The sequence below is a fragment of the Rhodoferax mekongensis genome, assembly GCF_032191775.1.
Taxonomy (GTDB): Bacteria; Pseudomonadota; Gammaproteobacteria; order Burkholderiales; family Burkholderiaceae_C; genus Allorhodoferax; species Allorhodoferax mekongensis.
Map to the genome: position 1 here is coordinate 3,546,473 of NZ_CP132507.1, position 15,834 is coordinate 3,562,306.

The window sequence follows — 15,834 nt, forward strand, 5'->3', positions numbered from 1 at the left end:
GGTGGCTGACGCCTCCAATCAGGCTGGACGCAAGCTGCCATTGGCACGCCGCTCCAGCATGACAGACGCCGCAAACACAAACAAACCGAAGAATGACAACACCGCGCCCACATAGCCGGTGGCGGCGTAGCCGTAACCAAAGGCAATCACCAAGCCGCCCAGCCACGCACCCAACGCATTGGCCACATTGAATGCAGAGTGCAAAGAAGCTGCGGCCAGCGTCTGGCCATCGGCAGCCACATCCATCAAGCGGGTCTGAATGGCCGGGCCGGCGGCGAAGGTGCAGCCGATCAAAAACGTGCAGGTGCACAGCATCCAGGGTGAACCTGCTGTCAGGCTGAACAAGCTCATCACGACGATGTTGAACACCAGCATGCCGCCTATGGTGCCCATCAAGGCAATGTCTGCCAGCTTGGAACCGACCACATTGCCCACATTCATGCCCACACCGAACAAAGCCATGATCACCGGAATCATGCCCGCGGGCATGTGTGCTACCTCGGTAGCGGTCCCGGCGATGTACGAAAAGATGGAGAACATGCCGCCGAAGCCGGTTGCCGCCAGGGTGAGGGTCAGCAAGACTTGGGGATGGGTGAACGCCACCAGCTCACGCATCACACCCGCGCCCTCGGTGGGCTTGTCGTGCGGCAAGTAAAGCCAGATGAGCGTGACGGTCAGCGCGCCGATCGCACCCACCGACAGGAATAGCACGCGCCAGTTCAAGGATTGCCCGAAAAACGCCATCACCGGCGTGCCCAGGAGCGTCGCGACGGTGAGGCCCATCATCACGTAGCCCACCGCCTGTGCGCGCATCTGCACCGGCACCAGCGAGGCAGCCACCAGCGCCGAAACGCCAAAGTACGCACCGTGCGGTAGCCCTGTCAGAAACCGCAGCACCGTAAAGCTCAGGAAATCCGGCGCCAGTGCACTGGCCAGATTGCCCACCGTGAACACCGACATCAGAATCAGCAACAGCGAACGGCGCGACGCCTTGGCGCCGGCAATGGCAATCAGCGGCGCACCCACCACCACACCCAAAGCGTAGGCACTGATGACATAACCCGCCTGCGGCGTGCTGACCTGAAACGTGGCGGCCACATCCGGCAACAAGCCCATGATGGCGAATTCACCCGTACCTATACCGAAGCCCCCGCAAGCCAGTGCCAGGATAACCAGTACCACCTGAAACCGTGTCAACGGGGTGGCGTCTTCTTTTGAATGCATGAATTCCTTGGGAACAGTGCGAGGTGCAGGAGCGCAGTCGCTACAAAAACAGGAGCTGCTCGCGCAACATCCACGGGCGCCAGGGGCCTAAATAGCTTGGGAAATCACCGTTTGCTCGACCAGGCGGTCATCGCCCAGCACGATCAGGCTAAACAGCAGCTCGTCGAGCTTGGATGCCAACGCCGTCTTGCGGGCCAGGAGCGGTGTGGCTTGGGGGTTGAGGACCACAAAGTCGGCCTCGCAACCGGGCAGCAAGTTGCCTACCGCAGGCCCACCATTTGAGCCGTCCAGCCCCAAAGCGCCTGCGGCACCGGCAGTGTGTTGCCACCACAGGTGTTGGGGTGTGAGCGAGAGGCCGGGCTTGGTCTGGCCTTCGCGGCCTACGTAATACGCAGCCAGCATGGTGTGGAAGGGGCTGAACGATGTGCCGCCCCCCACATCGCTGGCCAGCCCGTACTGGTAGCCCACGCGGTCGGCACCTTCGTAGTCGAAAAAGCCGCTGCCCAAGAAAAGGTTGCTGGTAGGGCTGATGGCCGCGGCCGCGCCGGTGTCGCGCATCAAGGCGCGGTCGTCGTCATCGAAATGAATGCAGTGGGCGTAGATGGCGCGTTCGCGCATCAGGCCGAAGTCGTCGTAGGTGGCGAGGTAGGAGCGGGACGCCGGAAACAGCTCTCGCGCCCAGGTGATTTCGTCCTTGTTCTCGGCCACGTGGCTCTGGATCCATACGTCACCGTATTGCTTGGCCAACTCGCCCGCGCCACGCAACTGGGCATCGGTGCTGGTGGGCGCAAAGCGCGGGGTGATGGCGTAGCCCAGGCGGTCCACGCCGTGCCAGCGCTGGATCAGCGACTCGGTATCGCGCAGGCTTTGCTCGGTGCCGCTCAGGCTGCCCTGCCCCTGGTTCACCAGGTAGTCCGGCGCATGGCGGTCCATCAGCACCAGCCCGGTGATCAGGCGCATGTGCCTGGCTTGCGCTTGCGCGAACAAGGCGTTCACCGACTCGGGGTGTGAAGTGGCAAAGGTGAGTGCGGTGGTCACGCCATTGCGCAGCAGCTCTGCTATAAAAAAAGTAGCTGCTTGCGCACTGTGGTCGGGCGCGGAGAAGCGATTTTCTGCAGGGAATGTGTAGTTCTCCAGCCAGGGCAACAAGCCGCTGGCGGGCGAACCGATGACGTCGATCTGCGGGTAGTGGATGTGTAGGTCAATAAATCCCGGCGCGATGATGCGCCCGGGAAAATGCTGCACGGGCACCTGCGGATACTGCCGTGACACGGTGCTGTACGCACCGATGGCCTGCACCACCTGCCGGCCCTGCGCGTCGGGGCCGACAACCAGCAGGCCATCCTGCTCATACAGGGCACGGGCCACGCCCTCGCTGCGGGGGGCAAACCAGAGGAGAGAGGCGCGGTAGGCGTTCATGGTGGCGAGCTTCAAAGACGCAGGAGGTGGCGTAGCAGCAATGTCTGTACCAAGCGTTGACAATCAGTGGGCGCGCAGCGTACAGCTGTCGCCGATGCCATCGCGCCAGACGCGCACTTGCGACAGGCCCGAAAATTCAGCCGCCATGGCGCGCCAGATGAATGCAGCCAGATTCTCCAGCGTTCCGGGGCCCAAGCCTTCCACTTCGTCCAGCAGGTGGTGATCCAACTGAGGTCGCAGCACCTGAATGGCGTTACGCAAATGACCGAGGTCCACCACCATGCCGGTGTCGGCATCGGCACTGCCGGCGACGGTCACTTCGGCATGGTAGGTGTGGCCGTGGATGCGGCGGCTTCCGGCGATCTCTTCAGCGTCATCTACCGTGCGTTTCAACGTGTGGGCGGCGTCAAAGAAGAACTTCTGGCTGACCTCGCAGCTGCGGGGGAGCGGAATGGCGGGTGCTTGGGTCATCGGATGCCTGTGATCTTGTGGGTTTGCAGGGAGAGGCGCCACGCCGGGCGTTGCATGCACTGGGTGATGCAGGTCTCGGTGTTGGCCGCGCGCTGCGGGCTGTCCATGGGCTGCAGGTAGCGGTGCTTGAAGTCTGCCGCCTCGCACTCCTCCAGGGTGATGCCGGCCTGCGGCCACACCAGCTTGAGCTCATGGCCCTGGCGCTGGATCCACTGCGAGCCGGCTTTGGGGCTCACGCAAATCCAGTCGATGCCTTCGGGCGCCAAGACGGTGCCGTTCGTTTCCACCGCGATCTGGAAGCCTAATGCGTGCAGCGCGGCTATCAGCGCGGTGTCGACTTGCAGCAGCGGCTCGCCGCCGGTCATCACCACAAAGCGGTGCGCTGTGTCGCCAGCCGGCCATTGCGCCGCAATGCGCTCAGCCAGCCCCTGCGCGGTGTTGAACTTGCCGCCCAGCGTGCCGTCGGTGCCCACAAAGTCGGTATCGCAAAACTGGCAGACAGCGGTCGCGCGGTCCTGCTCCCGGCCGGACCACAGGTTGCAACCCGCAAAGCGGCAAAACACGGCGGGGCGCCCTGCGTGCGAGCCTTCGCCCTGCAGTGTGTAGAAAATTTCTTTGACTTGGTATGCCATGGCCGTTACGCAGCCACAGCGAATGAGCGGGAGAAACAACAAGCGGCCACAGGCGTGGCGGCGAGGTTTTTGTACATGGTAGTCCTCTACATGGCTCCGGAACACAAAAGGCAAGGCCCGCCGGAGCAGCGGGCCTTGGGTTGGATTTTAGCGTGCGGCTCTGCCAACGGTATACAGCGCAGCAAATACTATCTATTTGATAGCTGCCCGCGCAGACATAGCGGGAATTTGAGGCCTATTTGGCACTCAAACGCCGCCCCGGGGCGGTCCAGAGTGCTTGGCGGGTGCTTAGCGAAAGGTTTCAAACACCTCATCCAAGCGCTGCACATACTTCTGGCGCAGGGATGCGTCGATGAAGCTGGCGTCAAAGCTGTTGCGTGCCAGCGCATACGCGTGCTGGGCGCTTAGGCCCAGGGCGGCAAATGTCTGGGTGAAGTTTTCGTTCAGGTAGCCGCCGAAGTACGCCGGGTCGTCGGAGTTGACAGTAGCCATGATGCCGGCATCCAGCATGGTGCCGATGTTGTGTGAGCTAAGTGTGGGGAACACGCGCAGCTTCAGGTTGGACAGCGGGCACACGGTGAGCGGCATTTTGTCGGCAGCCAGGCGCTGCATCAGGGCTGCGTCGTGAATGGCTTGCACGCCGTGGTCGATGCGCTCGACCTTGAGCACATCCAGCGCGCTCCAGATGTAGGCGGGGGGCGCCTCTTCACCTGCGTGCGCCACCAGCCGGAAGCCTAACTCGCGGGCGCGGGCGTAGACCTTGGCAAACTTTTCAGGCGGGTGCCCGACTTCGCTGGACGCCAAGCCTATGCCCACAATCTTGTCGCGCAGTGGCAGCGCCTGCTCCAGGCATTCAAAGGCTTCCTCTTCGCTCAGGTGGCGCAGAAAGCACAAAATCAGCGAGGCTGTCATGCCGAACTTGGCAGGCGCATCCGCACAGGCGCGGTACAGGCCGTTGATCACCGTCTCGGCACTCAAGCCGTGGCCAGTGTGTGTTTGGGTGTCGAAGAAGATTTCTGTGTGCAACACGTTGTCGGCTTGCGCTTTGGCCAGATACGCGCAAGTCATGTCGTAGAAGTCCTGCTCGGTCTTCAGCACCATGGTGCCCTCGTGGTAGATGTCCAGAAACTCTTGCAGGTTGTTGAACACATAGGCGTCGCGCAGCGCCTGCTCGCTAGGGAAGCGCAGGGGCACGCTGTTGCGCTTGGCCAGTGCAAACATGAGCTCAGGCTCCAGCGAGCCTTCGATGTGCATGTGCAGTTCGGCTTTGGGCATGGCGCGCAACAGAGCGGGCATGCGATCAGCGGCGACGGTGGGAACGTTGGGATGGGTGCGCATCAGCAGACTCCAAAAGTGATTGTTTCTTGCTTCAAAAAGCGGCGGTAGGCGGACGAAGCTTTGTCCGCCGTGGTGTGTACTTCGGCGCGCACATCCAAAGGCAGGCGGCGCGGCCGCTGGGATTCGAGCACAGGCTTGTCTTGCATGAAGATGGTGTGCTGGAAATCCTGCAGCTTGTTGTCGGGCGAGTCAAAGTCCGCCATGGCCAGGCGGAACCAGACGCGGCTGGTTTCAGGTGTAGTCGGGCAAATGAACAGCGCAATGGACTCGCGAAAGCCCTGCAGCGCCACACTGGCAGCATCCGGCACCTTGGTCAACACAGCGGTATACGGGGCGACGACTTCGTAGGTGTATTCCACATGCGCTGTAGCGGTGGAGTGCACATTGCTTTGCGGCTGCCAGGCTCGGCACTGGGTGGCCAGCAAGCCGGTAGGCGTGGGCTCGACCCGGTAGTCGTCGATAGAGGTGGCTTCGCGCATGCCCAACCAGCCTTCGTGCACAAATCCGAAGTGCGCCATGTCCAAAAAGTTTTCGACAATGCGCGGCGCGCTGGTCGCCACGTCATACGGGCCGCACAGCACTTTGCGCAATTGTGCGTCGGTCTCGGCAGCAAAAGCAGGCAATGGCACAACCGCATCCGGCAACAACTGCACCCAAATCAGGCCATAAGCCTCTACCACCGCATGGGTGCGCGCCGCATGGCTGGCGGGCGGCACAAACGACGGCACCGCGGGCACATGCACGCACTGGCCTCCCGCTTCAAACTGCCAGCCGTGGTACGGGCACTCCAAGCGGCCGGCGCAGACGCGGCCCAGGGAGAGCTTGGCACCACGGTGCGGGCACTGGTCGCCCCAAGCATGTGCCAGACCCGTGGCATCGCGCCAAAGCACCAGTTCCTGCTCCAGCAGGGTGACTGCCAGCGGTGCGTCGGTCAGGCCGTTGGCAGCCATCACAGGGTGCCAGAGTGAATGTTCTTTCAAAGGTCTGCTTTCCAGTCTCATGCCATGTGCACCACTGCACAGGAACAAAAAAGGGCCGCACGGGGCGGCCCTTTTACTTACCGGGTCACCATTACTTGGCGCCGGGAACCTTGCCTTCCACGCCCTTGACGTAGAAGTTCACGCCGGAGAGGAACTTGTCGTCAGCAGTTTCGCCGTCTTTCAAGACTTCCTTGCCGGTGTTGTCTTTCAGGGGGCCCTTCCAAATCGCGAAGGAACCGTCGGTCAGACCCTTCTTGATCTCATCAATCTTGGCTTTGGTTTCAGCAGGCACGTCTTCAGCAATGGAAACGATGTCGATCGCGCCATCCTTCACGCCCAACCAGGAACCGGTACCGCCCTTCCAGGAACCATCCAATGCTGCCTTGGTTGCAGAGATGTAGTAAGGGCCCCAGTTGATGATGGAAGAAGCCAAGTGGGCTTTGGGGCCATAGGCTGTCATGTCGGAATCCCAACCGAAGGCACGCTTGCCCTTGGCTTCTGCAGTCTTCAAGACGGCAGGAGAGTCGGTGTTCTGGAACAGAACGTCAGCTCCGCCGTTGATCAGGGAGGTCGCGGCTTCGGTTTCTTTTGGTGGGTCGAACCAGCCGTTCACCCATACGACTTTGGTCTTGACCTTGGGGTTGCTGCTTTGTGCGCCCAATGTGAAGCTGTTGATGTTGCGGATCACTTCAGGAATTGGGATGGAAGCCACCACGCCCAGCGTGTTGGACTTGGTCATCTTGCCTGCGATCACGCCAGCCATATAAGCGCCTTCGTAGGTGCGGCTGTCGTAAGTGCGCATGTTCTCGGCTTGCTTGTAGCCGGTGGCGTGTTCGAACTTCACGTCCTTGAACTCGGGCGCCACTTTGAGCATGGGCTCCATGTAACCGAAGGTGGTGCCGAAAATCAGCTTGTTGCCGCTGCTGGCCATTTCACGGATGACGCGCTCAGCGTCAGCAGACTCGGGCACGTTTTCCACGAAGGAAGTGACGATCTTGTCGCCGAACTCTTTTTCGAGGGCTTTGCGGCCGTTGTCGTGTGCAAAGGTCCAGCCGCCGTCGCCCACAGGACCTACGTAGGCAAACGCGATTTTCAGGGGCTCTGGCTTGGGAGCAGGCGCAGAGGCTGCGGGAGCCGGTGCGGGCGCAGGCGCCGGTTCTTCCTTCTTGCCGCAGCCGACAAGTGCTGCGCCGGCAACGGCTGTCAGGGCCGCTACCTTCAGCAAGGAGCGTTTTTGCAAATCTGTCATGTCACTTCCTTATAAAAAAACGAGGGATGGAAACGAAACAATCGCGCATCACGAGCCCGGATAAAACGGCTTGCCGATGGAAGCCGGCATATTAATCCGTATCCAGCGCGGATTACGCGAAATCAGGGCCAAAACCACAATGGTCGCAATATAGGGCAGCATGGTCAAGAACTGGCTTGGCACTTCTACCCCGATACCTTGCAGGTGGAACTGCAACATGGTCACGCCCCCGAACAGGTAAGCACCAAGCAACACCCGTGCCGGGCGCCAGGTGGCGAAAGTGGTCAGGGCCAGCGCAATCCAGCCCTTGCCGGCCACCATGCCCTCCACCCACAGGGGCGTGTAAATCACCGAAATATAGGCACCTGCCAAGCCGCACAGCGCGCCGCCGCAGACCACCGCGCCCAAGCGGATGGCGCGCACCGGGTAGCCCAGCGCATGGGCCGACTCCGGACTCTCGCCCACGCTGCGCAGAATCAAGCCGGCGCGGGTGCGGTACAAAAACCAGATCAATCCCAAGGCGAACAGCACCGTCAGGTACACCATGGGGTGGTGCTTGAAGAAGGCCGGGCCGATGAAGGGGATGTCCGACAGGCCTGGAATGGCAAAGCTCGGCCGCTCCGGCATTTTTTCCTGCACATACGAAATGCCTGCAAACGCCGAGAAGCCCGCGCCGAACAAGCTGAGCGCCAATCCGGTGGCGTACTGGTTGGTGTTGAGCCAGATCACCAGCAACCCGAAGATTGCCGCCATGACCGCTCCGGCGGCAATGCCGGCCGCAAAGCCTGCCACATCGCTGCCGGTATGCACCACGGCGGCGAAACCCGCGATGGCAGCACAGAGCATCATGCCTTCGGCACCGAGGTTGACGATGCCGGCTTTCTCATTGATCAACAAGCCCAGCGAGGCGATGGCCAGCACGGTGCCGGCATTCAAAGTCGCTGCGATCAGCAGTGCGTATGCATCCATTATTTTTTACCTCCTGCAGCGGAGACCCATTTCAGGCGGTAATTCACCAAGGTGTCGCAGGCCAGCAGACTGAACAACAACAGGCCCTGGAACACGCCGGTGAGCGACTTGGGCAAGCCCAATCGGGACTGGGCCAATTCGCCGCCGATGTAGAACATGCTCATCAGCAGCGCCGAGAACACCATGCCCACGGGGTGCAAACGCCCCACATACGCCACGATGATCGCGGCAAAACCGTAACCGGCCGGCACATACGGAGTGAGTTGCCCGATGGGGCCAGCCACCTCCAGCGCTCCCGCCAAACCTGCCATACCCCCGGACACCAGCAAAGCCGTCCACAGCGCCTTGCGGGATGAAAAACCTGCATAGCGGGAAGCTGCTGGCGCCAAGCCACCCACCTGCTGGGCAAAACCTGCGCGGGTACGAAACAGGAAAATCCACACCCCGGCCACACCTACCAGCGCGAACAACACGCCGATGCTCATGCGCGAGCCCTGGAACAAGCGGGGAATACGGGTCGCTGCCTCAAAGGTCTTGGTCTGGGGGAAGTTGTAACCCAAGGGGTCTTTCCAGGGGCCGTAAACCAGATAGCCCAGTACTTGCACTGCCACATACACCAGCATCAGGCTCACCAGAATCTCGTTGGCGTTGAACTTGTCACGCAAGAACGCCGTGAGTCCGGCCCACACCATGCCACCGGCAATGCCGGCCAGCACCACGGGTACGACGATCCAGCCCCCGGTGGTCTTCTCTGCCAGCAGGGCGACGCCGCTTGCTGCAATGGCACCAATGATGTACTGCCCTTCGGCACCGATATTCCACACGTTGGAGCGGAAACACACGGCCAAGCCCAACGCAATCACCAGCAAAGGCGTGGCTTTGACTACCAGTTCACCCAGGGCGTAACCGCTTTTGATGGGTTCCCAGAAGAACACCAGCAGACCCCGCACAGGGTCTTTGCCCAGTGCCATGAACAACACAATACCGATGAGCACCGTCACCAGCAGCGCGAGCACCGGGGAGCCGTAGCCCCAGGCCTTGGACGGCTGGGGGCGGGCTTCGAGTTTCAAACCGGCTTTAGCCATGGGCCACCTCCACAGAGGCGGCTGCAGCTGCGCCGGAACCTTCCCACAATCCACTCATCCATTCCCCGATCTTTTCCACCGTAGCCTCCGCCACCGGTACGGAAGGCGACAAGCGCCCGCGCGCGATGACATGCAGCCGGTCGCTGACCTCAAACAATTCGTCGAGTTCTTCACTTACCACCAGCACCGCGCAGCCGGCATCGCGCAGGGCCAGAATCTCGCCGCGGATCTGGGCCGCAGCCCCCACGTCCACGCCCCAGGTGGGCTGGGACACGATGAACAGCTTGGGCGCCGCGTCGATCTCGCGGCCCACGATGAACTTCTGCAAATTGCCGCCGGAGAGCGAGCGCGCCGCAGCCGTGGGGCCATTGGCCTTGACGTTGAAGGCCTTGATGATGCGCGCGGCATGGTCTTCCAACTGGCGCACCCGGATCCAGCCGCCGGCAAATTTTGGTGCCGTGATGGACTCCGTGCGGGTCAGCAACATGTTCTGGGCCAAACTCAGTGTGGGTACCGCACCGCGCCCCAAACGTTCTTCAGGTACAAAGTGCAGACCCAACTTGCGCCGGCCGCCGGGGTGCAGGGAAGACACATCCGCCCGTCCCATGGTGACGCTGCCCTTGGGTGCGCGCACATCTTCGCCGGACAGGGCGTACAGCAGTTCTTTCTGGCCATTGCCTGACACACCTGCAATGCCCACCACTTCGCCCGCATGGACCGTGAGCGAAATGCCGTTCAGGTCGACGCCAAACTGGTCTTCGCGGGCCAGGCTCAGGTTTTTCACGGTAAGCACCGGGGAGCCGGCCTGTTGAGGGCGGTGCTCCAGCTGGGGCGGTTCTGCACCGATCATCAAGCGGGACAAAGATGCGTTGGACTCTTCGGCCGGGTTGCACACCCCGGTGACCTTGCCGCCGCGCAGCACGGTGCAGGCGTTGCACAACTCACGGATCTCATGCAATTTGTGCGAGATGTACAAAATGCTGCAGCCCTGCGAGGCCAGCTTCTTGAGCACCACAAACAGCTTCTCCACCGCCTGGGGTGTCAGCACCGAGGTGGGCTCGTCCAAAATCAGCAACTGCGGGTTGGTCAGCAAGGCGCGGATGATTTCCACCCGCTGCATCTCGCCCACGCTCAGCGTATGGACTGGGCGGCTGGGATCGATGTCCAGTCCGTATTCGGCCGCCTTGGCGGTGATGCTGGCGGTGACCTGCTCCAGGCTTTGCGCTTTGTCCAGACCCAGCCAGACGTTCTCAGCCACGGTGATGGTGTCAAACAGGTTGAAGTGCTGGAACACCATGCTGATGCCCAAGGCCCGCGCCTCTTTGGGGTTGCGGATATGGGCGGGCTTGCCATTGAACAGCACCTGGCCGGCATCGGGCTTGATGGATCCATAAATGATCTTCATCAAGGTGGACTTGCCGGCCCCGTTTTCGCCCAGCACGGCATGGGTCTGGCCGGGCAGCACGGTGAGCGATACGTCGCTGTTGGCGATCACGCCGGGGTAGGCCTTGGTGATGCCGGTGAGTTGCAGCCGCGGCACGGCAGTCGGAGGCGAAGTGGATTCCATACAGGCGTGTTGTCTTCTTTAATTATTCTTTTCGGAGCTCTGCGGCCACCGATTTGATGCGCTCACGCAGCCACTTATTGGACGCACTGGTGTGGGTGCGGGCATGCCAGAGCTGGTAGTACATCATGCGGGGAAACTCCACAGGGCAAGGCAATAGGGTGACCGGCAGTGTGTCCACAAAACGTTCACAGTACTGGCGGCCGGTAGTCAACACCAGCAAGGTTGATGCCACCATGCCCGGAATCAGGCTGAAATGCGGGCAACGGGCCACGATGTGGCGTTGCAAGCCGAGACCGCTCAGGTGGTCATCGATCACGCCCTTGGCACCCGGATGGGTCGCGCCCGGTGCAATGTGCTCTGCTTCCAGCCACTGGGTCTGGTCCCAGCCGCGGCGCACGGCCGGATGCTTGTTGGACACGAGGCACACCACTTCGTCCCCGAACAGACGGCCCAGATGCAGGTCGTCCGGGGGTTGTGGCCAGTTGCCGATCACCACATCGATATCGCCCTGCGCCAACTGGGTGCGGTAATCCGCCGCGCCGCTCAGGGGGTGGATTTCAATCTCGGCAAAAGGGGCCTGCTCCTTGATCTGCGCCACCAGACGGGGCAGAAACAGGGGATCCAGGTAGTCGCTGGCTGCCAAGCGAAAGGTGTTACGTGCCGCCGCGGGCTCAAAACCCCGCGCGTCCGAGAACAACATCTCTGCGGCACGCAATATGCTGGCACTGGGCTCGAGCATGCGCAGCGCCGTCTCGGTGGGCACCATGCCGGAGCCGGAGCGCACCAACAAGGGGTCGCCGGCAAAGTCCCGCAAGCGTTTAAGCGATGCGCTGACCGCCGGCTGGTGCATGCCCAGACGGATGGCGGCTTTCGAAACGCTACGCTCGGTTAACACGGTATGAAGGACCCTGATCAAATGAAGGTCTATCTTGTCGAAAAGGGATTGGTCTCTCATACACAGCGTTCAATTGGACCCATATGCTAATGCGTATGGAAACGGAACAACACCCGGATTACCCTCCCGCACGAGGAAACACTCCATGACCACCACTCCCCTGAAGTTTGTACGCCGCGGCGAAATCGTCACGCTGCACGATGTACCCCCCACCCGCACCCTGCTGGAGGTGCTGCGCGAAGACCTGCACTGCACGGGCACCAAAGAGGGCTGTAACGAAGGCGACTGCGGTGCCTGCACCGTGGTCGTGGGCGAATCCGTCAACGGCGAACTGAAGACCAAAGCGGTCAACAGCTGCATCAAGATGGCCCACAGCCTCAATGGCAAAGCACTGTGGACGGTAGAAGACATTGCCGCCGACGACGGGCGCTTGCACCCCGCACAGCAAGCCATGGTGCAGTGCCACGGCTCCCAATGCGGCTTTTGCACCCCCGGCTTTGTGATGAGCCTGTTCGATCTGTACCGCCACCACGCCCATGCCGGCAAACCCATCTCCCGGGACGACGCCCTGCACGCCCTGAGTGGCAATTTGTGTCGCTGCACCGGCTACCGCCCTATCCTGGATGCTGCCCAAACCATGCTGGGCCAGCCCGCCGTGGACCTGCGCGAAGCCGAAACGCTATCAAAATTGGAGCTCCTCGCGCAGGAGGGACGGGCGCCTTCGACCGATTCTTCTTACATTTCGCCTACCTCTCTAGCCGGCTTGCTGGCGGCGCGGGCCCAGTACCCGCAAGCACAAATCGTCGCTGGCTGCACCGACGTAGGCCTGTGGGTCACCAAGATGCACAAGGATTTCCCCCGCGTGCTGGATGTGACCCAAGTGGCCGAACTGCGGCGCGTGGAGCAGTACCCGCACCACATCGCCATAGGCGCCGCCGTCACCCTGACGGATGCGTTTGCCGCCCTAGTGGCCGACCGGCCGCAGTTGGCCACTTTTGCCAGCCGCTTTGCCGGCCTTCCGGTGCGCAATGCAGGTACGCTGGGCGGCAACGTGGCCAATGGCTCGCCCATCGGGGACTCCATGCCGCTGCTGATTGCCCTTGGCGCCAGCGTGGTGCTGATGGCTTGGCGCGGCATAGGCAACAAGGCGAAAGCAGTGCACCGCGAACTGCGCCTCGAGGACCTCTACACCGGCTACCGCCAGAACGTCATGGCACCGGACGAAGTGTTGGCCTGGATCAAAGTGCCCAAGGCCGTGCCCCATGAGCGGTCACGTGTTTACAAGATTTCCAAACGCTTTGAAGACGACATTTCTGCCGTCTGCCTCGCGCTGAACCTGCACATCGAAAGCGGCATAGTCACCCACGCCAGCATCGGGGTGGGTGGTGTGGCGGCCACGCCTGTGCGTGCGCTCAAGACGCAGGCAGCCTTGCTGGGCAAACCCTGGAGTGCTGCCACGGTGAAAGCCGCCCAGGCCACCTTGCGAGGCGAGTTCAGCCCGATCTCCGACATGCGCGCCAGCAGCGCCTACCGGGTGGAGGTGCTGGGTAATCTGCTGCAGCGCTACTGGCTGGAGAGCCAAGGCCTTACCGCCATCAATCTAGAGAGCTATGTGCCTGAAGGAGAAGCTGCATGAGCGCCACACCCTTCAACCCGTCTTTGACTCCCACCCTCTCCCCCGAGGTGGCCGCCGCCGTGCCCACTTCCCGTGGCCCGGCCGCCGGCGTCAATCAGTTCCATGAAAGCGCCGTGGCCCAGGTGGCCGGCGCGGTGCATTACATCGACGACCTGCCCGAGGTGCGCGGCACCCTGTATGCCGCGCCCATTCTTTCTACCCATGCGCATGGCAAGCTGCTGGGCGTGGACAGCACGGCAGCGCGCGCCATGCCCGGCGTGGTGGACGTGGTGCTGGCGGAAGACATTCCCGGCGACCCCATGCTGGCCGCCTTTGCCGGCGACGAGCCGGTGTTTGCCTTGGACACCGTGCAGTTCGTGGGCCAAGTGGTGGGCGTGGTGCTTGCCAAAACGGTGATGCAGGCCCGCCATGCCGCCCGCAAAGTGCAACTCAGGATCGAGCCCCTGCCGGCCATCCTGTCGGTGCAAGAGTCCATCCGCGCCAAGAGCTTTGTGCTGCCACCGGTCAACGTTCGGCGCGGTGATGCGGATGCGGCCCTGAAAAGCGCGCCCCACACCCTGCACGGTACGCTGGAAGTCGGCGGGCAGGAGCACTTTTACCTGGAAGGCCAGATTGCCTATGTGCTGCCGCAAGAGCAGAACCAGTGGCTGGTCTACAGCAGCACCCAGCACCCCGGCGAAGTGCAGCACTGGGTGAGCCACGCATTGGGCATCGACAACCACGCCGTCAAGGTGGAGTGCCGGCGCATGGGAGGCGGCTTCGGCGGCAAGGAAACGCAGGCCGGCCATCTGGCCGTGTGGGCGGCCATTGCGGCGGCCAAAAACCGCTGCGCCGTGAAGCTGCGGCTGGACCGGGACGACGACTTCATGGTCACCGGCAAGCGCCACCCCTTTGCGTATGAATACAGCGTGGGCTTTGACGAAACCGGCCGCCTGACCGCCCTGAAACTGCAAATGGCAGTCAACTGTGGCTTCAGCGCCGACCTGTCCGGCCCGGTGGCGGACCGCGCCATCTTCCACACCGACAACGCCTACTACCTGCAGGATGTGGACATCACCTCCTACCGCTGCAAAACCAACACCCAGAGCCATACCGCCTTCCGTGGCTTCGGCGGCCCGCAGGGTGTGGTGCTGATTGAGGCGGTGATGGGCGACATTGCCCGTGCGCTCAAGCTGGACCCGCTGGACGTGCGCATGCGCAACCTCTACAGCGATGAGGCCATCCCCGGCACTGCGAACCGCCGCGACACCACCCACTACCAGATGAAGGTGGAGGACAACATCCTCCAGCCCTTGCTATCAAAATTGGAGCTGTCCGCGCAGTATCGACGGCGGGTAGAGGCCATTTCGGCATGGAACCAGACCAGCCCGGTACTCAAGCGCGGCATCGCCATTACGCCGGTCAAGTTCGGCATCAGCTTCACGGCCACACTGTTTAACCAAGCTGGCGCGCTGGTGCATGTGTACACCGACGGCAGCGTGCAGGTGAACCATGGCGGCGCCGAGATGGGCCAGGGCCTGAACACCAAGGTCGCCCAGATCGTGGCGGACGAATTGGGCATTCCCTTCACACGGGTGCTCAGCACTGCCAGTGACACCAGCAAAGTGCCCAACGCCTCCGCCACCGCGGCCAGTGCGGGTACCGACCTGAACGGCCGCGCAGCCCAGTTTGCCGCCCGCCATGTGCGCGACAACCTGGCCGCCTTTGTGGCCGGGCTCGATGGCTGCGGTGCAGGTGCCGTGCGCTTCAAGCATGGCGAAGTGTTCTCGCCCACCACCACCCGCAGCTTCGACGACGTGGTGAAAATGGCCTATGCCAACCGCATCCAGCTCTGGAGTGACGGCTTTTACCGTACGCCCAAGATCCACTACGACAAGACGACGCTGACCGGCCGGCCTTTCTACTATTTCGCTTATGGTGCAGCGTGCACCGAAGTGGTGATCGACACCCTGACCGGCGAAAGCAAGGTGCTCAAAGTGGACATCCTCCACGACGTGGGCCGCAGCATCAACCCCGCTATCGACGTGGGGCAAATTGAAGGCGCCTTTGTGCAAGGCATGGGCTGGCTCACCACGGAGCAACTGGTCTGGAACGACAAGGGCTACCTCAGCACCCACGCGCCCAGCACCTACAAAATCCCCACCGCGGCGGATGTGCCCGAGCACTTCAAGGTGGACCTTTGGCACGAACCCAACATTGAGGACAACGTGTTCGGCAGCAAGGCCGTGGGCGAGCCCCCTTTCATGCTGGGCATCAGCGTGTTTGAAGCCTTGCGCGATGCGGTAGCCCAAGCCAAGGGCCCGGGTGCCGCCGTGCAACTCACGGCGCCGGCCACGGCTGAGAATGTGTTGAAAGCGCTCAAGGACTGA

13 protein-coding genes are annotated in these 15,834 nt (G+C 62.1%); 2 read left to right on the top strand and 11 right to left on the bottom strand.

Features of this window, described 5'->3' with window-relative positions; translation table 11 throughout:
• Nucleotides 1-18 precede the first annotated feature (18 nt).
• From RAN89_RS16925 to RAN89_RS16975, 11 genes are all read right to left on the bottom strand, one after another.
• Complete coding sequence (locus tag RAN89_RS16925; RefSeq protein ID WP_313867389.1) at nt 19-1,224, bottom strand: MFS transporter; 1,206 nt, start codon at nt 1,222-1,224, stop codon at nt 19-21.
• 87 nt (nt 1,225-1,311) lie between these two features.
• The gene (guaD, locus tag RAN89_RS16930) at nt 1,312-2,643 is read right to left on the bottom strand and encodes a guanine deaminase (RefSeq protein ID WP_313867390.1); all 1,332 of its coding nucleotides are present in this window, start codon (nt 2,641-2,643) and stop codon (nt 1,312-1,314) included.
• Between the two features lie 63 nt (nt 2,644-2,706).
• On the bottom strand, nt 2,707-3,114 hold the full coding sequence (locus RAN89_RS16935; RefSeq protein ID WP_313867391.1) for a 6-carboxytetrahydropterin synthase: 408 nt from the start codon (nt 3,112-3,114) through the stop codon (nt 2,707-2,709).
• Nucleotides 3,111-3,746 carry a 7-carboxy-7-deazaguanine synthase gene (gene queE / locus RAN89_RS16940; RefSeq protein WP_313867392.1) on the bottom strand — a complete coding sequence of 212 codons (636 nt, stop codon included), beginning with the start codon at nt 3,744-3,746 and terminating at the stop codon, nt 3,111-3,113. The genes RAN89_RS16935 and queE overlap by 4 nt, the downstream gene beginning before the upstream one ends.
• A gap of 288 nt (nt 3,747-4,034) precedes the next feature.
• Nucleotides 4,035-5,084 (bottom strand): adenosine deaminase, encoded by a 1,050-nt coding sequence (locus tag RAN89_RS16945; RefSeq protein ID WP_313867393.1) that lies wholly within the window; start codon nt 5,082-5,084, stop codon nt 4,035-4,037.
• A complete protein-coding gene (locus RAN89_RS16950; protein ID WP_313867394.1) occupies nt 5,084-6,064 on the bottom strand; it encodes an aromatic ring-hydroxylating dioxygenase subunit alpha in 981 nt (326 codons plus the stop codon). Before RAN89_RS16950 ends, RAN89_RS16945 begins: the two co-directional genes overlap by 1 nt.
• Nucleotides 6,065-6,155: 91 nt before the next feature.
• Nucleotides 6,156-7,313, bottom strand: a complete 1,158-nt coding sequence (locus RAN89_RS16955) for a BMP family ABC transporter substrate-binding protein (protein WP_313867395.1) — start codon at nt 7,311-7,313, stop codon at nt 6,156-6,158.
• Between the two features lie 48 nt (nt 7,314-7,361).
• On the bottom strand, nt 7,362-8,282 hold the full coding sequence (locus RAN89_RS16960) for an ABC transporter permease (RefSeq protein ID WP_313867396.1): 921 nt from the start codon (nt 8,280-8,282) through the stop codon (nt 7,362-7,364).
• Complete coding sequence (locus tag RAN89_RS16965) at nt 8,282-9,367, bottom strand: ABC transporter permease (RefSeq protein ID WP_087494767.1); 1,086 nt, start codon at nt 9,365-9,367, stop codon at nt 8,282-8,284. The genes RAN89_RS16960 and RAN89_RS16965 overlap by 1 nt, the downstream gene beginning before the upstream one ends.
• Nucleotides 9,360-10,934 (bottom strand): ABC transporter ATP-binding protein, encoded by a 1,575-nt coding sequence (locus tag RAN89_RS16970; protein ID WP_313867397.1) that lies wholly within the window; start codon nt 10,932-10,934, stop codon nt 9,360-9,362. Before RAN89_RS16970 ends, RAN89_RS16965 begins: the two co-directional genes overlap by 8 nt.
• Nucleotides 10,935-10,956: 22 nt before the next feature.
• Nucleotides 10,957-11,889: a LysR family transcriptional regulator gene (locus RAN89_RS16975; RefSeq protein WP_313867398.1), complete on the bottom strand. Its 933-nt coding sequence runs from the start codon at nt 11,887-11,889 to the stop codon at nt 10,957-10,959.
• Between the two features lie 85 nt (nt 11,890-11,974).
• Between RAN89_RS16975 and xdhA the strand changes: the two genes are divergently transcribed.
• Nucleotides 11,975-13,465: a xanthine dehydrogenase small subunit gene (gene xdhA, locus RAN89_RS16980; protein WP_313867399.1), complete on the top strand. Its 1,491-nt coding sequence runs from the start codon at nt 11,975-11,977 to the stop codon at nt 13,463-13,465.
• Entirely contained in the window at nt 13,462-15,834 is a 2,373-nt protein-coding gene (gene xdhB, locus RAN89_RS16985) for a xanthine dehydrogenase molybdopterin binding subunit (RefSeq protein WP_313867400.1), read from the top strand. The genes xdhA and xdhB overlap by 4 nt, the downstream gene beginning before the upstream one ends.